Source organism: Streptomyces roseoviridis, assembly GCF_039535235.1.
GTDB classification, from domain to species: domain Bacteria; phylum Actinomycetota; class Actinomycetes; order Streptomycetales; family Streptomycetaceae; genus Streptomyces; species Streptomyces roseoviridis.
The window spans coordinates 2,913,694-2,931,068 of sequence record NZ_BAAAWU010000001.1; the positions used below are offsets into that span (position 1 = coordinate 2,913,694).

13 protein-coding genes are annotated in these 17,375 nt (G+C 73.9%); 7 read left to right on the top strand and 6 right to left on the bottom strand.

All coding sequences use genetic code 11. The features are described 5' to 3' along the window. Positions 1 to 133 precede the first annotated feature (133 nt). Positions 134 to 1,537, top strand: coding sequence for an SWIM zinc finger family protein (locus tag ABD954_RS12975; protein WP_345486182.1), 1,404 nt, complete (start codon positions 134 to 136; stop codon positions 1,535 to 1,537). A gap of 41 nt (positions 1,538 to 1,578) precedes the next feature. Then, positions 1,579 to 3,162, top strand: a complete 1,584-nt coding sequence (locus tag ABD954_RS12980) for a DUF5691 domain-containing protein (RefSeq protein ID WP_345486183.1) — start codon at positions 1,579 to 1,581, stop codon at positions 3,160 to 3,162. A 232-nt stretch (positions 3,163 to 3,394) separates the two neighbouring features. On the opposite strand, the gene icmB is transcribed toward ABD954_RS12980, so the two are convergent. Then, positions 3,395 to 3,802, bottom strand: coding sequence for a coenzyme B12-dependent isobutyryl CoA mutase small subunit (gene icmB, locus ABD954_RS12985; RefSeq protein WP_158989561.1), 408 nt, complete (start codon positions 3,800 to 3,802; stop codon positions 3,395 to 3,397). 222 nt (positions 3,803 to 4,024) lie between these two features. Here icmB and ABD954_RS12990 point away from each other — a divergent pair, with 222 nt between their 5' ends. Both ABD954_RS12990 and ABD954_RS12995 read left to right on the top strand, forming a co-directional pair. Then, positions 4,025 to 4,879: an esterase/lipase family protein gene (locus tag ABD954_RS12990; RefSeq protein WP_382745636.1), complete on the top strand. Its 855-nt coding sequence runs from the start codon at positions 4,025 to 4,027 to the stop codon at positions 4,877 to 4,879. 208 nt (positions 4,880 to 5,087) lie between these two features. After that, entirely contained in the window at positions 5,088 to 6,650 is a 1,563-nt protein-coding gene (locus ABD954_RS12995) for a peptidoglycan DD-metalloendopeptidase family protein (RefSeq protein ID WP_345486184.1), read from the top strand. 71 nt (positions 6,651 to 6,721) lie between these two features. On the opposite strand, the gene pcrA is transcribed toward ABD954_RS12995, so the two are convergent. Next, entirely contained in the window at positions 6,722 to 9,175 is a 2,454-nt protein-coding gene (gene pcrA, locus ABD954_RS13000; RefSeq protein ID WP_345486185.1) for a DNA helicase PcrA, read from the bottom strand. A 416-nt stretch (positions 9,176 to 9,591) separates the two neighbouring features. Here pcrA and ABD954_RS13005 point away from each other — a divergent pair, with 416 nt between their 5' ends. Next, entirely contained in the window at positions 9,592 to 10,758 is a 1,167-nt protein-coding gene (locus ABD954_RS13005; RefSeq protein WP_345486186.1) for a C40 family peptidase, read from the top strand. A 16-nt stretch (positions 10,759 to 10,774) separates the two neighbouring features. On the opposite strand, the gene ABD954_RS13010 is transcribed toward ABD954_RS13005, so the two are convergent. Further along, the gene (locus tag ABD954_RS13010) at positions 10,775 to 11,128 is read right to left on the bottom strand and encodes a hypothetical protein (RefSeq protein ID WP_345486187.1); all 354 of its coding nucleotides are present in this window, start codon (positions 11,126 to 11,128) and stop codon (positions 10,775 to 10,777) included. Between the two features lie 354 nt (positions 11,129 to 11,482). Between ABD954_RS13010 and ABD954_RS13015 the strand changes: the two genes are divergently transcribed. Then, the gene (locus ABD954_RS13015) at positions 11,483 to 12,559 is read left to right on the top strand and encodes a C40 family peptidase (protein WP_345486188.1); all 1,077 of its coding nucleotides are present in this window, start codon (positions 11,483 to 11,485) and stop codon (positions 12,557 to 12,559) included. A gap of 215 nt (positions 12,560 to 12,774) precedes the next feature. Here the strand turns inward: ABD954_RS13015 and ABD954_RS13020 are convergent, their stop codons facing one another. Together ABD954_RS13020 and ABD954_RS13025 are read right to left on the bottom strand one after the other, a co-directional pair. Beyond that, positions 12,775 to 13,482: a LuxR C-terminal-related transcriptional regulator gene (locus ABD954_RS13020; RefSeq protein ID WP_345486189.1), complete on the bottom strand. Its 708-nt coding sequence runs from the start codon at positions 13,480 to 13,482 to the stop codon at positions 12,775 to 12,777. Further along, positions 13,479 to 14,747, bottom strand: coding sequence for an ATP-binding protein (locus tag ABD954_RS13025; protein WP_345486190.1), 1,269 nt, complete (start codon positions 14,745 to 14,747; stop codon positions 13,479 to 13,481). The genes ABD954_RS13020 and ABD954_RS13025 overlap by 4 nt, the downstream gene beginning before the upstream one ends. Before the next feature lie 156 nt (positions 14,748 to 14,903). Here ABD954_RS13025 and ABD954_RS13030 point away from each other — a divergent pair, with 156 nt between their 5' ends. Further along, on the top strand, positions 14,904 to 16,427 hold the full coding sequence (locus tag ABD954_RS13030; RefSeq protein WP_345486191.1) for a PspC domain-containing protein: 1,524 nt from the start codon (positions 14,904 to 14,906) through the stop codon (positions 16,425 to 16,427). Positions 16,428 to 16,583: 156 nt separating this feature from the next. On the opposite strand, the gene ABD954_RS13035 is transcribed toward ABD954_RS13030, so the two are convergent. Then, positions 16,584 to 17,051 (bottom strand): DoxX family protein, encoded by a 468-nt coding sequence (locus tag ABD954_RS13035; protein ID WP_345492128.1) that lies wholly within the window; start codon positions 17,049 to 17,051, stop codon positions 16,584 to 16,586. Positions 17,052 to 17,375: the final 324 nt, after the last annotated feature.

Genomic DNA, 17,375 nt, shown 5'->3' on the forward strand with positions numbered 1-17,375 from the left:
CCCCTCCAGATCGTTCGACCTGCTGTGCGATCCACGGTGCCCCATGCCACTGACAATCGGCTCGCCGCAGAAGAAACCGCAGGTCAGAGGAGTTCGTGGGGCGTTGTCAGTGGGGACCCGTACGGTCGTTCGCATGACTGATCAGGGGGTGCGCTGGACGGCGGAACAGGTGCTGGCACTGGCTCCTGACGACGCGTCGCGCAAGGCGGGGAGCAAGCTCGGCGTGGCCGGGCCGTGGTCCGGGGCGGGCCGCGACGGTTCGGCGGCCGTGTGGGGCCTGTGCGAGGGGAGCGGGCGCACGCCGTACCGGACGGTGGTGGACACCACCGGCCCGGCGTACGCGTGCAGTTGTCCGAGCCGGAAGTTCCCGTGCAAGCACGCGCTGGGGCTGCTGTTGCTGTGGGCCGGCGGCGGGGTGCCCGACGGGGCGGCGGGGGCGCCGGACTGGGCGGAGGAGTGGCTGGCGGGGCGGCGCGAGCGGGCCGGGGGTGCGCGCGCCGGGGCGGCCGCCGGTCCGGCGGACCCCGAGGCGGCGCGTCGCCGCGCCGAGCGGCGGGCGGCCCGGATCACCGCGGGCGCCGAGGAGTTGGAGCGGCGGCTCGCGGACCTGCTGCGCGGCGGCCTGGCCTCGGCCGAGTCCGCCGGGTCGGGCTTGTGGGAGGAGACCGCGGCCCGCATGGTCGACGCGCAGGCGCCGGGTCTCGCGGGCCGGGTGCGGGAGTTGGGGGCGATACCGGGCTCGGTGGCCGGCTGGCCGGTGCGTCTCCTGGAGGAGTGCGCGCTGACCCATCTCCTCGACCGCGCCTGGCTGTCCGCCGACCGGCTGCCCGGTCCGCTGGCGGCGACGGTGCGGAGCCGGGTCGGCCTGTCGGCGCCGCCGGAGGGCCCCGAGCTGCGCGACCGGTGGCTGGTGCTGGCCCAGTACGACTCGGCGGACAGCCGTCTGACGACCCGCCGCATCTGGCTCCACGGCCGCACCAGCGGCCGCACGGCCCTCCTCCTCTCCTTCGGGGCGGCGGGCCGCGCACCCGAACTCGCCCTGCCGGTCGGGTCGGAACTGGACGCCGTACTGCGGCCGTACGAGGGCGGTGGCGGCCTCCGCGCGGAGCTGGTCGAGCGCTTCGGCCTCTCCTCCTCGGCCGCCCCGCCCCCCGGCCTCTCGCTCACCGACGCCCTCGCCGCCTACGGCCGGGCCCTCCGGGAGGACCCCTGGCTGGACGCCTGGCCGGTCACCCTGGCCGGCGTCGTCCCGGCCCGCTCGGACGACGGCTGGCAGCTGACCGACACGAGCGCGGCGGAGCCCCGGAGCCCGGTGCCGCCGCACACCCGGGACCGCACGCCCGCCCCCGGCGGCGTGCGCCCGAACGGGGCCGTGCCCTTGAGCCGGGGCGCACAGGGGCATTCCGGGCTGTGGCGTCTCGTCGCCCTGTCGGGCGGCGGGCCGATCACCGTGTTCGGGGAGATCGGGCACCGGGGGTTCACCCCGCTGGCCGCCTGGGAGCCGGAGGCGCCCGGGGAGACGGTGCCGCTCGTCTGAAACGTCGTCGACCACTCGGCCACACACGTCTGGAGGAGTCCATGGACGCCTGGGAAGAGCTCGTCACGTCGGCGCTGCTGGGCACCGACCGGAAGCCGCCCGCCGGGAGCGCGGGGGACACGGCGGCCGTCGCCCTGCTCGACGCGGCCGCCGTGCACACCGTACGGCGCAGGGCGGGGCTGCGGCCCGGTCCGGCGGCGGCCCCGCTGGAGGCCGCGCCGGAGGACGGGCGCCGGCCGCTGCCCGACGCGGCCAGGCGCCGGCTGGCGCAGCTCCTCGCGGGCCGGGCCGCGCCCGCGCCGTCCGGGGGGCGGCGCGGGGCGGCCCCGGATCTGGCCGAGCTGCTGCCGCAGTGGCTCGCCGCCGCCAACGAGCACGGCTACCGCGCCCCGGCGGCCGCCCTGCCCGCGCTGCTCGACGCGGCCCGGGCCAGGACGGACCTGCGCCCCCAGGCGCTGGCCTTCGCGGGCCCGCGCGGGCTGTGGCTGGCCCGGCTCAACCCGGAGTGGAAGTTCGCGCTGCGCGGGGCCGGCGGCGGTGGCGCGCTGCCCGACCCGCACGACGGGGACGCGGTCCTGGCCCTGTGGGAGGAGGGCCTGTTCGCGGAGCGGGTCGCGCTGCTCTCGGCCGTACGGGCCCAGGATCCGGCCCGGGGCCGGGAGCTGCTCGCCTCGACCTGGGGCGAGGAGCGCGCCGAGGACCGGCTGATGTTCCTGGACTCGCTGCGTGCGGGGCTCGGCCCGGCGGACGAGGAGTTCCTGGAGGCGGCGCTGTCCGACCGCAGCCGTAACGTCCGGGCGACGGCGGCTGAACTGCTCTCCGCGCTGCCCGCCTCCGCGCTGGCCGCGCGCATGGCCGAGCGGGCCGCGTCGTGCGTCTCCCTCGACCGTACGGAGGGGGCGGAGCGGATCGTCGTGGAGGCACCGCACGAGTGCGACGCGGGGATGCGGAACGACGGCGTGGTGCCCACCCCGCCCACCGGGCGCGGCGAGCGTTCCTGGTGGCTCGGCCAGCTGGTCGAGGCGGCACCGCTGGACTGCTGGCCGAGGCGGTTCGGGGGACGCGGCCCGGAGGAGATCGTCGCCCTGCCCGTCACGGACGACTGGCGCGGCGAGCTGCACGCCGCCTGGTGCCGGGCAGCGGTGCGCCAGCGGAACGCGGACTGGTCGCGGGCGTTGCTCGGCTCGCCGGCGGCTCCGCAGGCGACCGGCCCGGGGACGTCCTCGCTCGCGGAGCGCGCGCAGTTGCTGTCCACGCTTCCGGCGGAGGAGCGGGCGGCGTGGGTGGCGTCGTTCATAGCGGCGCACGGCCTGTCGGAGGCGTTCCAGCTGCTCGGCGTCTGCGCGGTGCCCTGGGCGGAGCCGCTGGGCCGGGCCGTGGTCGACGCCCTGGACATCGCCCGTGACGCGGGCAGCTATCCGTGGAGCTTCAGCGGGGTGATGGGCCTGGCCGAGCGGTGTCTGTCCCCGTCCGCCGCGCCGCAGCTGGCCGCCCTCACCGCCCTTCCGGCCGAAGCGGAGGACGCCTCCCCCGGCGCGGGCGGCTACTGGTCGGAGGCTTTCCGGCGCCTGGTCTCGACCCTGGAGCTGCGGGCCTCGATGCACGCGGAGCTCGTCTCGCCCTGAGCAACCTGAGCAGCCCGTCGCACCCCGACGCGCCCGACGCACCCCGGCGCGCCCGACCGTCGGACCACCGGCCCCGAGGCCCACGGCCCGGAGGGCCCACGGCCCGGGACGGTCCGGGCCGAGGCCCGCTGCGCGGCCCCGACCGCTTCCGGGCGCGGCCGGCCACCGCGTACGGCGACGGGGCGGCCCCGGTCCGTGACCGGGCCGCCCCGTCGGTGCGGTGGTGTCGTCGTCAGGCCGCCACGCGGACGTTGGCGTTCACCCAGTCCACGATCGACGCCGTCGTCGCGCCCGGGGTGAAGATCTCCGCCACGCCCTTCTCCTTCAGCGGCGCGATGTCCGCGTCCGGGATGATGCCGCCGCCGAAGACCTTGATGTCCTCCGCGTCGCGCTCCTTCAGGAGCTCGAGCACCTTCACGAACAGCGTGTTGTGAGCGCCGGAGAGGATCGAGAGGCCGATCGCGTCGGCGTCCTCCTGGATCGCGGTGTCCACGATCTGCTCGGGCGTCTGGTGGAGGCCCGTGTAGATGACCTCCATACCGGCATCGCGCAGCGCCCGCGCGATCACCTTGGCCCCGCGATCGTGGCCGTCGAGACCCGGCTTGGCTACCACCACGCGGATCGGACCGGTCACACCCATCACTGCCTCCACATGCGACCCCCGCGCCTGATTGCCGGGGAGGTGAACGAACGTTATCGCCAGCATCCCGCACGCGGCCGTTTCGCGGTGGGCAGCGAGGGGGAAATCACACGTGGGACCTTGTTCGCTCCGCCGAGGAGCCGCCACGGGGTCGCCGTACGCCGCGGCACCGGCCGCACGGCACGGACGTGCGGCGCACCGCCGTACGGGACGGAGGCCGCGATGGCGCTCACCCCCACCGCACTCACCAGCCGGATCGCCGGAGGGTTCGCCGACCGCGTCGCCGACCGGATGAAGGCCACGGCCCTGGAGCTCGCGGTCCTCGCGGGACACCTGGTGCTCTATCCCTCCGGTCTCATCCCCTCCGGGCTCGTCCCTTCCGATGTCGTCGCCGCGCGCCGTGGCCGGACCGGCCCGACGGCGCCGCCCGGCACCCGCCCCGTCGTGCTGCTGCACGGCTTCGTGGACAACCGGTCCGTCTTCGTCCTGCTGCGCCGCGCCCTCGCCCGCCACGGCCGTGACCGCGTCGAGTCGCTCAACTACTCCCCGCTCACCTGCGACCTGCGCACCGCCGCCGAGCTGCTCGGACGGCGGGTCGAGGAGCTGCTCGCCCGGACCGGTCACGCCGAGGTGGATCTGGTCGGCCACAGCCTGGGCGGCCTCATCGCCCGCTATTACGTACAGCGCCTGGGCGGTGACGCCCGGGTGCGCACCCTCGTCATGCTGGGCACCCCGCACGCGGGCACCACGTTCGTGCCGCTGGCCGACGCGCATCCGCTGGTGCGCCAGATGCGGCCGGGTTCGGAGGTGCTGCGGTTGCTCGCGGATCCGGCACCCGGCTGCCGCACCCGGTTCGTGAGCTTCTGGAGCGATCTGGACCAGGTGATGGTGCCGGTGGAGACGGCCCGCCTCGACCACCCCGACCTGATCGTCCACAACGTGCGGGTCAGCGGCGTCGGGCACCTCGCCCTGCCGGTGCATCCGACGGTCGCCGTCGGCATCCTGGCCGCCCTCGACGACGGGGAGCGCACGAGGGACACGAAAGACGGATCACCGGGGTCCGCTTCGGTGGCCTGACGGGTCACCAGAGGGCCACCGTTCTTCGAACGTTCTTCGAACACAGAACCAAAGCTCTTCCCTCAACTCGCCGAAAGACGGCCGATTGCCCGTTTCCTGGCGCCTCGAAACCCGCCGAAGATTGTCGGGCGCGCGTACCGCCGGGTACAGTCACGCCACTGCTTGACCCCCCGCATGACCCCCTGCTGCCGAGGCGAGAGAGAAGTTGGTGAACGACCAGCACCCCCACGCCGGGTACGTCACGGACGCCACCCAGACCACGGGCAGCTTCGCCGTCGACCCCCTGTTCGGCACGTACGACGCCGGTTACGACGCAGGTCAGGCCGGTTACGCGGACTACTCGGCACAGTCCGACCAGCACGGGTACAGCGGTTACACCGACTACAGCAGCCAGTGGGACACCGGTTCCCACGGTTCGTACACCGCCACCGGCCAGTGGGACGCCACCGCCTGGACCGAGGCGCAGCAGACCGGCCAGTACGAGGCCGCGGCCTTCGCCTCGTACGACACCACCGGCCAGTGGACGACGCCCGGCTTCGAGACCGGCACGTACGACGCCACCGCGTGGAACCAGGGCGCCGCGCCCGAGCCGCTCGTCCCGCAGCAGTTCACCGCGGAGAACCACCCCGAGACGGTCGCGTACGACACGGCGACGTACGAGACGGGCGCGTACGAGAACTCCGCGTACGACACGACCGGGACGTACGACGCGACGGGCACGTACGACACCTCGGCGGCGTACGACGCCACGACCGCCTACGACGCGAACCCGGCGTACGAGACGACGGCCGTGTACGACACCGCCGCCTACGGCCAGGAGCAGCAGGCGCAGCAGGAGCGGGACCGGCTGGAAGCCTTCCACGGCGCCGAGACCATGGTCGCCCTGCAGCTGGACCCCGACCTCGACCCCGACCTCGCGGGGGGCCTCGACACCGACCTGGACACCAGCGTCGACGTCACCCCCGAGGCCGTTCCGGCCGCCCCGGGCGCCCGCGCCGTGCGCCGTTCCGGCGGTGGCAGCCGTGGCCGGCGCCGTACGCCCGCCAAGCGGTCCGCGCTGCTGACCGTCGCCGTCCCGTCGGCCTGCGTCATGGGTGTCGCCGGCATCGCCGCCGCCTCGGTGAGCGGACTCACGGACTCCGGCGCTGACGGCAAGGACGACACGACGACCCTCGCCGCCGCCGATCCGGCCTCGGTCAAGCAGGTCGCCGCCAACAGCAAGCTGGACACGCAGCTCGCCGCGCTCAGCGCCGACGCCCGCGACTTCGGCGACCGGGCCAGCCGCACCCAGGAGCGCATCGACCTGAAGCTCCGCCAGGAGGCGGAGAAGAAGAAGCGCGAGGAGGAGGCGGCCCGCAAGGAGGCCCTGCGCCCCAAGTTCTGGCTGCCGGTGAAGCTGCACCAGCTCAGCGCCCGCTACGGCCAGTCCGGCGTGAACTGGATGTCCGTGCACACCGGCATCGACTTCCCCGTGCAGTACGGCACGCCCGTGATGGCCGCGACCGACGGCACCGTCCGCACGCAGTGGAACAGCGCCTACGGCAACATGGCGATCGTGACCTCCCCGGACGGCACGGAGACCTGGTACTGCCACCTCAGCAGTACCAAGATCCGCTCCGGCAAGGTCAAGGCCGGCGACGTCATCGCGTACTCCGGCAACTCCGGCAACTCCACCGGCCCGCACCTCCACTTCGAGGTCCGGCCGAACGGCGGCGCGGCGATCGACCCGCTGAGCTGGCTGCGCAGCCACGGTCTCGACCCGACCAGCTGACGCCCGGACGCGACGCACGAGGAGGGGCCCCGACGGAAGTCGGGGCCCCTCCTCGCGTCTGCGCGGCTGCCTTACAGCTTCTCGACCGGCGCGTACCGCAGCAGCAGTCGCTTCGGCTTCTCGTCGCCGAAGTCGATCGTGGCCTGTGCGTCCGCGCCCACGCCCGTCACCGCCATGACCGTGCCGAGGCCGAACTGGTCGTGGGTGACCCGGTCGCCGACCTGGAGCGAGACCACCGGCTTGTCGGTGGTGCGCCGGGTGGCGAAGCCCGAGGGGCCGGAGCGGGTGCGCGAGGAGGAGAGCGAGGACGTGATGCCCGAGGTCGGCCCGGCGGGCTTGGCCATCGGACCCGTCCGCTTCCACTCCAGATACGCGGCGGGGATCTCCTCCAGGAAGCGCGAGGCCGGGTTGTACGAGGGCTGGCCCCAGGCGCTGCGCATCGCGGAACGGGTCAGATAGAGCCGCTCACGGGCGCGCGTGATGCCCACGTAGGCGAGGCGGCGCTCCTCCTCCAGCTCCTTGGTCTGGCCGAGGGCCCGCATGTGCGGGAAGACGCCGTCCTCCATGCCGGTGAGGAAGACCACCGGGAACTCCAGGCCCTTGGCGGTGTGGAGGGTCATCAGGGTGATGACCCCGGAGCCCTCCTCGTCCTCGTCGGGGATCTGGTCGGAGTCGGCGACGAGGGCGACCTGCTCCAGGAACTCGGCGAGCGATCCGCCCTCCTCCCCGCGCTCCTGCTCGAACTCCAGTGCCACGGCGGCGAGTTCCTGGAGGTTCTCGATCCGGGTCTCGTCCTGCGGGTCGGTGGACGCCTGCAACTCCGCGAGGTAACCCGTCCGTTCGAGCACGGCCTCCAGGACCACGGCGGGTCCGGCGCCCGAGTCGACGATGGTGCGCAGCTCCTCCATCAGCGTGTTGAAGCGCTTGACGGCGTTGGCGGAGCGGGCCGCCATGCCGTACGCCTCGTCGACGCGCTTGAGCGCCTGCGGGAAGGTGATCTTCTCGCGCAGCGCCAGGGCGTCGATCATCGCCTCGGCGCGATCGCCGATGCCGCGCTTGGGGACGTTGAGGATGCGGCGCAGCGGCACGTTGTCCTCGGGGTTGGCGAGGACGCGCAGGTAGGCCAGGACGTCGCGGACCTCCTTGCGCTCGTAGAAGCGCACGCCGCCGACGACCTTGTAGGGCAGGCCGACGCGGATGAAGATCTCTTCGAAGACGCGGGACTGTGCGTTGGTGCGGTAGAAGACGGCGACGTCGCCGGCCTTGGCCTCGCCGGCGTCGGTGAGCCGGTCGATCTCGTCGGCGACGAACTGGGCCTCGTCGTGCTCGGTGTCGGCGACGTAGCCGGTGATCTGCGCGCCGGCGCCCGCGTTGGTCCACAGGTTCTTGGGGCGGCGGGACTCGTTGCGCTCGATGACGGCGTTGGCGGCGGACAGGATCGTCTGGGTGGAGCGGTAGTTCTGCTCCAGCAGGATCGTGGTGGCGTCCGGGTAGTCCTCCTCGAACTGGAGGATGTTGCGGATCGTCGCGCCACGGAAGGCGTAGATCGACTGGTCGGCGTCGCCGACGACGCACAGCTCGGCGGGGCCGAGGTCCTCGTATCCGGTGCCGACGAGCTCGCGGACGAGGGTGTACTGGGCGTGGTTGGTGTCCTGGTACTCGTCGACCAGCACGTGCCGGAAGCGGCGGCGGTAGTGCTCGGCGACGTCCGGGAACGCCTGGAGCAGGTGGACCGTCGTCATGATGATGTCGTCGAAGTCCAGGGCGTTGGCCTCGCGCAGCCGCGCCTGGTACATCCGGTACGCCTCGGCGAGGGTCTTCTCGAAGCCGTCGGCGGCCTGGTCGGCGAAGGTCTCCTCGTCGATCAGCTCGTTCTTGAGGTTGGAGACCTTGGCGCTGAAGGACTTCGGGGGGAAGCGCTTGGGGTCGAGGTCCAGGTCGCGGCAGACCAGGGCCATCAGGCGCTTGGAGTCGGCGGCGTCGTAGATCGAGAAGGAGGACGTGAAGCCGAGCTTCTTGCTCTCCCGGCGCAGGATGCGGACGCACGCGCTGTGGAAGGTGGAGACCCACATGGCGTTGGCGCGCGGGCCGACGAGCTGCTCGACGCGCTCCTTCATCTCGCCGGCGGCCTTGTTGGTGAAGGTGATCGCGAGTATCTGGCCGGGGTGGACGTGCCGGGTGGCCAGGAGGTGGGCGATGCGGTGGGTGAGCACCCGGGTCTTGCCGGAACCGGCACCGGCGACGATGAGCAGGGGGGAGCCGGTGTGGACGACGGCGGCGCGCTGCTGCTCGTTCAGCCCGTCCAGGAGCGCGGCGGGGTCCACGACGGGGCGGGGGGCGCCGTCGCGGTAGTACGCGTCCCGGGGGGCCGGGGGCGCGTCGAAGTGCTCCCCGAAGAGGTCGTGCGGGACCTCCTCCGCGGCCGGGGCGCCGTGGTGGTCGTCCTCGGGCAGAGGCGGAGGCTCCTCCGAGGAGTGGTTCTGGAGGCTCGCCAGGAAGCTGTCGTCAAAGAGGCTGTTGCTCATCGCTCCACGAGTCTAGGACGCCGGACTGACAGTCCGCTCCTGTCTCCCGAAGTGACCGGGTTCTCAGAGCGGGGGGAGGCGCGTGGTGAGAGGCGTGGGCGGAGGGAGGGGGTGAAAAAGGTCACGAAAACGTATCGGGCATATCGCGCCTCGGCCTTCCCAGCCGTCGCACGGCTCGCTAACGTGCTCGCCCAAGCGGCCCGTCCCCTACCTCTCCCCACCATCGGCGAACCGCGCCGAGCGGGCGGCCCACGCCGAGCCCGGCCCGCTCCCCCACGGCCTCACCGCGAGCTTCACCACGACCTTCACCGCGGGCTTCACCGCGAGCTCGTGGCGAGCTCGTCGCGGCCTCATCGCGGCCTCATCGCGAGCTTCACCGCGCGGACAGGGGTGTCCTTCGGCGTCCACGGAAGGAGATGCCGGCCTTGGCGTCCCACCGCAAGCCGCGCACGCCCCGCCCGCACGCCACCGCCTTCGGTGTCACGACGGCTGCCCTGGCCTCCGTGACCCTCCTGTCCGGACAGAGCGCGTCGGCCGCGCCCGCCGCCCCCGCCGCGCCCGCCCGGCCGACGGTCGAGGAGATCCGGCAGAAGGTCGACGAGCTGTACCGGCAGGCCGGTGCGGCGACGCAGGAGTACAACCGGGCCAAGGAGGCGACCGACCGGCAGCGCCGCGAGGTCGACCGGATCCTCGACGACGTGGCCCGCCGCACGGAGGCCGTCAACGCCTCGCGCCGTGCGCTCGGCTCGTACGCGGCGGCCCAGTACCGCGCCGGCGCGGTCGGACCGACCGCCACCCTGATCTTCGCGGACAGCCCGCAGGACTACTTCGACCAGACGCATCTGCTCGACCGGCTCTCGGCGCGGCAGCACACGGCGGTCGCCGCGTACGAGGCACAGCGCGCCGCCGCGGCGAAGCAGCGGGCACGGGCCGCGCGGGGTCTCACGGAGCTCACCGCCTCGCAGAAGGCACTGGGCGACAGCAAGCGGAACGTGCAGCGGAAGCTGGCCGAGGCGCGGACGCTCCTGGCGCGGCTGACGGCACAGGAGAAGGCCCGGCTCGCGGAGCTGGAGCGCCGGCGGGAGGCCGAGGCCCGGCGCAAGGCGGAGGAACGGGCGAAGGTGGAAGCGGCCGCGCGGGCGGCGGCCGAGGCCGAGCGCGAGCGGCGGGAGCGGACCCGTCCGGCCCCGACACCGGACCCGGCCACTCCGCCCCCCTCCGGGGCCTCGTACGAGGCCAAGGCCGCCGAGGCGATCGCCTTCGCCCGTGCTCAGATCGGCAAGCCGTACGTATGGGGCGCGACCGGGCCGAACTCCTACGACTGCTCCGGCCTCACCCAGGCGGCCTGGCGCGCGGCGGGCGTCGACCTGCCCCGTACGACCTGGGACCAGGTGGAGGCGGGCAGCAGGGTCACCACGGCGGGCCTGCTCCCGGGCGATCTCGTCTTCTTCTACGACGACATCAGCCATGTCGGCCTCTACATCGGCGACGGCAAGATGATCCACGCGCCGAAGCCGGGCGCGTACGTGCGCGAGGAGTCGATCTACTCCATGCCGATCCACGGCGGCGTGCGCCCCGCCTAGCGGTCCTGGGGCCCGGTCAGACCCAGAGGGTGGCGATGAAGATGTTCGCCGTGGTCAGGCCGCCGACCGCGCCGAAGAGGCCCTTGTCGATCTTCTCCTCGTCGCGCTTGACGTAGACGAGGCCGAGGATCACCACGAGGACGGCGAGCTTGATGCCGATCTTGAGGTTGTTCACGGCCTGGTCGTCGGCCTGGTTGAGTCCGACGAGGGCGACACCCGTGATCAGCATGGTCAGGGCGCCGTGCAGCATCCCCGGGGTGAAGCGGGCCGTACCGGCCCCCATCGCCTTCATCTGGGAGAGGAATCCGCCGAGCAGGGCGCCGATTCCGATGATGTGCAGGGCGACGAAGACATGAATGAGGACGTCCATGGGGCGGAGCCTAACCGGGCCCGATCGGGGCCATAGCACCGGCCTCGGCGCGGGGCCACCCGGTCCGGGGCTTCGGTCAGGCGACCACAGGAAGGGCCGTCCGGGCAGGTACCGGGGCGAAAGGAAACGGTCCAGGAACGTCATCTGGCGCCAATAGCGGTCAACTCCCAGCAGCCGGGCCGCGGCCAGGCTTAGCGTCCTCCCCCAGGTGACCGGCTCCCCACCACCGCCGTCCTCGACGGTCGTCGGTCACCCCCGCCGAGAAGAACCGGCGGCGGCCCGTCTCCCCTGTGCGGGCCGCCGCCGGCCCCGGCGGGCAGCGTCCCCCACAGGGAGAGGATGTGACCCGCCCTCGTGGCAGCGCACCGCAAGCCCAAGCACTCCCCTCTCGGCGGCCAGGCCGCCCGCACCGCGGCCACCCTGGCCCTGGCCTCCGCCGCCACCGCGACCGTCTTCGAGGGAGCCGGGCACGCCGCACCGCGCCCCACCCCCGCGCAGGTCAAGGCCCAGGTCGACCGGCTCTACGAGGAGGCCGAGGCCGCGACGGAGAAGTACAACGGGGCCAAGGAGCAGGCCGGCCGGGCGCGGGCCGCCTTCGACCGGCTGCGGGACGAGGCCGCCCGCAGGACCGACCGGCTGAACCGCTCCCGCGAGGCCCTGGGCGCGTTCGCGGCCGCGCAGTACCGTTCCGGCGGGCTCGACCCGGCGATCCAGCTGGCGCTGACCTCGAATCCGGACCAGTACCTCCAGCGGGCCGCGCTCGCCGAGAAGGCCGGGGACCGGCAGGCCGCGGCCATCGCCTCCGTACGGCGTGAGCTGGCGGCCGTACGGCAGCTGCGCGACGAGTCGGCGGGACGACTGCGGGAGCTGCGGGCCCACGAGGCGGAGCTGCGGCGGCAGAAGGCGGCCGTCCAGGGCAAGCTGGGCGCGGCCCGCGCGCTGCTCGCCCGGCTCACCGCCGAGGAGCGGGCGCGCTACGAGGCCGCGGCGGCGGCCGGCGGCCACGGCGAGGGCTCGGGCGGCAGGGTCACGACCCGGGCCGACCGGGACTCCGCGGTGCGCGGACCGATCACGGCACCGACCACCCGCGCCGCCGAGGCGATCGCCTTCGCCCGGGCGCAGATCGGCAAGCCGTACGTGTGGGGCGCGACCGGCCCGTCCGGCTACGACTGCTCCGGCCTCACCCAGGCCGCCTGGCGCGCGGCGGGGGTGTCGCTGCCGCGCACCACCTACACCCAGATCAACGCGGGCCGCCGGGTGTCGCGCTCCGAACTGGCCCCGGGCGACCTGGTCTTCTTCTACTCCGGCATCAGCCACGTCGGCCTCTACATCGGCGGCGGGCAGATGATCCACGCTCCTCGCCCCGGCTCCCCGATCCGGGTGGCCCCGATCGACGAGATGCCCTTCGCGGGCGCCACGCGCGTGGGCTGACACCCGCACGCGGCAAGGGGCAGGGGGCACGGCCACGGCACGGGCCACGGGCCGCGGGCCACGGGCCATGAGGCTCGGGTGGAACCGTGTGGCCGCATGGCCCGGGTCAGCCTGCGGGGCCGACGTGGGCCGGCGTGGGCCTGCGGGGCCGGCGTGGGCCTGCGCCCCCTTGGGCCGGTCGCCGTCGGCCGCCGTTTCCGTGGGTGCGGCCCCCGCTACACCAGGCGGCGGGCGGTCGCCCAGCGGGTCAGCTCGTGCCGGTTGGAGAGCTGGAGCTTGCGCAGCACCGCCGAGACGTGGGACTCGACCGTCTTCACCGAGATGAAGAGCTGCTTGGCGATCTCCTTGTACGCGTAGCCGCGGGCGATCAGGCGCAGCACCTCCCGCTCCCGCTGGGTGAGCCGGTCCAGGTCCTCGTCGACGGGCGGCGCGTCCGTCGAGGCGAAGGCGTCGAGGACGAAGCCCGCCAGGCGGGGCGAGAAGACGGCGTCGCCCTCCTGGACCCGGAAGATCGAGTCGACCAGGTCGGTGCCGGTGATCGTCTTGGTGACGTAGCCGCGAGCGCCGCCGCGGATCACGCCGATCACGTCCTCGGCCGCGTCGGAGACCGACAGGGCCAGGAAGCGGACCGGGTGCTCGGCCGCCGCCATCAGGCTCGCGCAGCGGCGCAGCACCTCGACACCGCCGCCGCCCGGCAGGTGGACGTCGAGGAGGACGACCTCGGGGCGGGTCGCGGTGATGACCGTGACCGCCTGGTCCACGTCGGCGGCCTCGCCGACCACCTCGACGCCGGTCACCTCGGTCCGGCCGATCTCGGCCTGCACGCCCGTGCGGAACATGCGGTGGTCGTCGACGAGCACGACCCGCACCCGGCGCTCCGTGCCCTGCGCCGCCTCGCTCCCGGTCCCGGTCCCGTCGCTCATCCGTCCGCCCTCTCCATCTCCAGCTCCACTTCCGTGCCCCCGCCCGGCACGGATCTGAGCCGCGCCGATCCGCCGTTGCGCTGCATCCGGCCGATGATCGATTCTCGTACGCCCATCCGGTCGGCGGGCACCGCGTCCAGGTCGAATCCGGGTCCGCGGTCCTTGACGGAGACGAAGACCGTCCGTCCCTCCACCTCCGCGAAGACCTGGACCGGCCCGCCCTCGCCACCGTACTTGGCGGCGTTGACCATCGCCTCGCGCGCGGCCTGCATCTGCGCGCCGAGTCCCTCGTCGAGCGGGCAGTCGCCGACGACCACGACCTCCAGCGGGACGCCGTGCTTGTCCTCGACCTCGGCGGCGGACCGCTTGACCGCCTCGGCGAGGGTGGTGGGCTCCTCGTCCTCCTCCTTGCCGGTGCCCTCCGGTCGGTACAGCCAGTTGCGCAGCTCCCGCTCCTGGGCGCGGGCCAGCCGGCGGACCTCGCCGGGGTCGTCGGCGTTGCGCTGGATCAGGGTGAGGGTGTGCAGGACGGAGTCGTGCACGTGGGCGGCGACCTCGGCGCGCTCCTGGGCGCGGATGCGCAGGGTGCGCTCCTCGCTCAGGTCCTGCGACATGCGGACCAGCCAGGGCCCGGCGAGCAGGGCGATTCCGGTGAGGACCGCGACGGCGGCGGTCAGGGCCGTGCCGAGCTGGGTGACCGAGCCGCGGACGACGAGGAAGACGGCGAGACCGGTGCCGACCAGGGCGACGCCCACCAGTCCGCGGACCAGTTGGAGGACGCGCCGCCGCCGGTCGGGATCGGTCCAGCTGGCCCGGCGGGCGTTGTCCGCCTGCCGCCAGACGAGGACGACTCCGACGCCGATCAGCAGGGACGGCCAGATGTAGCGGCCGGCCTGCTTGTCGACGTTGAGGTTGCCGATGAACGCGCTGATCCCGAGCGCGAGCGCGACGAGGGCGAACACCTGGCCGCGGTCGGGCTTGCGGAGGCGTCGGCGGCCGTCCGGGGTGGTCTCGAACACGGGCCGGGGCGCGGAGCGGCCGCCGACGCCGAGCGGGACGACGATCCAGAACACCGCGTACAGCAACGCGCCGAGGCCGTCCGCGAGCATCAGGGCCACGAAGAACGCGCGGACCCAGATGACGGGCAGCCCGAGGTGCCCGGCGAGGCCGCGCGCGACGCCGCCGAGCCACCGGCCGTCGGCGCTGCGGTAGAGCCTGCGCACGGGCGGTTCGTCGATGTCGGTGACACGAGCGGCTGCGGACATGCACCGATCGTCACACGGACGGCCGCTCCCGGACATCAGGGTGGGCCCGGATATCGACCCTGGAACCGTCTCGGGGTACGGCGGCCGCGGAAGATCAGGGTCAAGGCAGGGTCGGTCCCGGTGCCGCGGGGGGTCACGGGCGGTCACCATGGACGCATGACGAGTTCGATGCCTTCGCACCACGAGGCCCCGCCGCCGGCGGAGGCCCCGACCGCCTCGCCGCTGCGGCGCTCGCGCGGGCACAAGGTCGTGGCCGGCGTGTGCGGCGGTCTCGGCCGGCATTTCGACCTCGACCCGGTGATCTTCCGCGTCGCGCTCGGCGTGCTCGCGGTGACCGGCGGCGTCGGGCTGATCTTCTACGGGTTCGCCTGGCTGCTGATACCGCTCGGGGACGAGGAGGAGAACGAGGGCCGCAGGCTGCTGACCGGCCGCGTCTCGGGTTCCTCGCTGACCGCGGTGCTGATGGCGCTGGTGGGCTGCGGAATCTTCCTGTCGATGCTGCACAACGGGGGGACGCTGGCCTTCGCGCTGATGCTGTCGCTCGCGGTGAGCGGCGCGGCGGTCTGGTCGCAGCGGCGGCAGGCGGTCGTGGCCACCGCCGAGGAGGGCGGCCGGATAGACGCGGCCGCCGCGCTCGCGGTGGCCGAGGCCCCGCCGGAGACCAAGGCGCCGCCGCTGGTGGAGTTCCCGTCCTGGTGGCGGGACCCCATCGTCAAGGACGGCTCCACGGGGAAGGTGGCCATCGGTTATCTGTGGGGGCCGCACGGAGTCCTCGACGAGGACGGGAAGATCGACGGTGTGGTGCCGACGCCCGGCAGCCAGTGGGGCCCGGACCCGGCCACGCGGGGTCGCCCGGTCCCGTCGGCCCCGGTGCGCACGGGCCCGCCGTCCATCGGCGGTCTGGTCTTCCTGCTGGCCCTGATCGCGGGCGGGCTCGGGACCGGCCTGTCGTGGGAGGGGCATCCGCTGGGCACGAGCCTGCAGATCGGACTGGCCGCCGCGCTCGCGGTGTTCGGGCTCGGGCTGGCCGTCAGCAGCTTCCTCGGCCGGACCGGTTTCGGCACGGTCTTCCTGATGATCGTGACCGCGGGGCTGCTCACGGTGGCGTCCGTGCTGCCCAAGGAGATCTCGACGGCCTGGGCGCGCGAGACCTGGCGCCCGGCCGCGATCACGGCCGTGCAGCCGCGCTACGAGCTGGGCACGGGCGTCGGCACGCTCGACCTGTCGGCTCTCGCGGTCCCGGCGGGGACGACGGTGGCGACGCGGATCGAGGTCGGTGCGGGCAGGCTGGAGGTGATCGTGCCGCGTGACGTGACGGTGAGGCTGCGGGCCCAGGTGGGCCTGGGCGACCTGCGGCTGCCCCCGGAGCACCCGCCGGTGGTCCCGCCCCCGTCGGTCGCTCCGCCGGCGGCACCGACCGCGACGACTCCGTCCGTCACCCCGGCCGTCACCCCGCCCGCCGTGCCGACGCCCTCGATACGCCCGACCGCGCCGACCGCGCCGACCGCGCCGACGGCACCGTCCGCCGCGCGGCCGCCGCAGGGCGACATCGACATCGCGCCGGACCTCGACGAGACCCGTACGCTCGCCCCGCCGCCGGGCGTCACCCCGGGCGGCACGATCGACCTCTTCCTGGAGGTCGGTCTCGGACAGGTGGAGGTCGTCCGTGCTGGTTCATGAGTTCCGCCCGGGCCGGCTGATCCTGGGCGCGGCCGCCCTGACCCTCGCGGCACTCTTCGCGGGGGACGCGGCAGGTGCCTGGTCGGTGGCCTGGTACGTGGTGTTCCCGGTGATGTGCGGGGCGCTCGGTCTGGCGGCCGTGGCCTCCTGGACCGCCTACCGGATACGGCGGCGGTCGGCGAGCAGGGCGTCGAGCGACAGCACGGGGGCACCGGCGAGCAGCAGCGGCAGCCAGGCCATGAGATAGGCGAGGTCGTTGCCGAGGTAGTAGGGGGTCACCTGCCAGCTGACCGTGAGCCACAGGCTCAGCGAGATCAGGGCCCCGCCGAGCGCGGCCACGCGGGCGAAGAGTCCGAAGAGGGTGCCGAGGCCGACGGCCAGCTCGCCGAGGGCGATGGCGTAGCCGAAGCCGACGGGGTTCCTGAGCGCCAGGTCGACCAGGGCGGGGAGGGCCGAGCTCTCCCGGACGCCCCGCATGACCTCGCCGATCGACTCGGGCCCGGAGTCGGCGAGGAAGGCGGAGTCGGTGAGCTTGTCGAGACCCGCGTAGAGGAAGGTGACGCCGAGGAAGATCCTCAGCGGGAGCAGCGCGTAGCGGGAGAGGAGTGCCTTGCGTTCCTCGATGCCGCCGGAGCCGGTGCCTCGTCCCGAGTCGGGCCCTCGTCCCGAGCCGGTGTTCGCGAAGCCCCGGAAACCGGAGCCCCTGGTGCCGCCCTCGGGGCCCGCGCCGGTGCTGCCGGTGTCCCGCGGGTGCCCGTAGTCGCCGGGCCGGTCGCCGGGGCCCTGGTCACTCGTTCCGTCCGTCCGTCCCGTCATCGCCGGCCGCCTCTCCACGCCCCGTAGCTGGTCCGGGGATCCCGAGGTTCCGATTCTCCTCGCATTCCCCGGGACAGGACATCCCCTGGGCTCGCGCCGGGCCCCGGATCACGAGCACGGATCAGCAGCCAG

Bases quoted from the DNA above. Each gene is read 5' to 3' on its own strand.
- ABD954_RS13025 (WP_345486190.1), bottom strand. From the start codon at position 14,747: ATGTCCGCAGCCGCTCGTGTCACCGACATCGACGAACCGCCCGTGCGC.
- icmB (WP_158989561.1), bottom strand. From the start codon at position 3,802: ATGGGTGTGACCGGTCCGATCCGCGTGGTGGTAGCCAAGCCGGGTCTC.
- ABD954_RS13005 (WP_345486186.1), top strand. From the start codon at position 9,592: ATGCCGGCCTTGGCGTCCCACCGCAAGCCGCGCACGCCCCGCCCGCAC.
- ABD954_RS12975 (WP_345486182.1), top strand. From the start codon at position 134: ATGACTGATCAGGGGGTGCGCTGGACGGCGGAACAGGTGCTGGCACTG.
- ABD954_RS12990 (WP_382745636.1), top strand. From the start codon at position 4,025: ATGGCGCTCACCCCCACCGCACTCACCAGCCGGATCGCCGGAGGGTTC.
- ABD954_RS13010 (WP_345486187.1), bottom strand. From the start codon at position 11,128: ATGGACGTCCTCATTCATGTCTTCGTCGCCCTGCACATCATCGGAATC.
- ABD954_RS12980 (WP_345486183.1), top strand. From the start codon at position 1,579: ATGGACGCCTGGGAAGAGCTCGTCACGTCGGCGCTGCTGGGCACCGAC.
- pcrA (WP_345486185.1), bottom strand. From the start codon at position 9,175: ATGAGCAACAGCCTCTTTGACGACAGCTTCCTGGCGAGCCTCCAGAAC.
- ABD954_RS13020 (WP_345486189.1), bottom strand. From the start codon at position 13,482: ATGAGCGACGGGACCGGGACCGGGAGCGAGGCGGCGCAGGGCACGGAG.
- ABD954_RS13030 (WP_345486191.1), top strand. From the start codon at position 14,904: ATGACGAGTTCGATGCCTTCGCACCACGAGGCCCCGCCGCCGGCGGAG.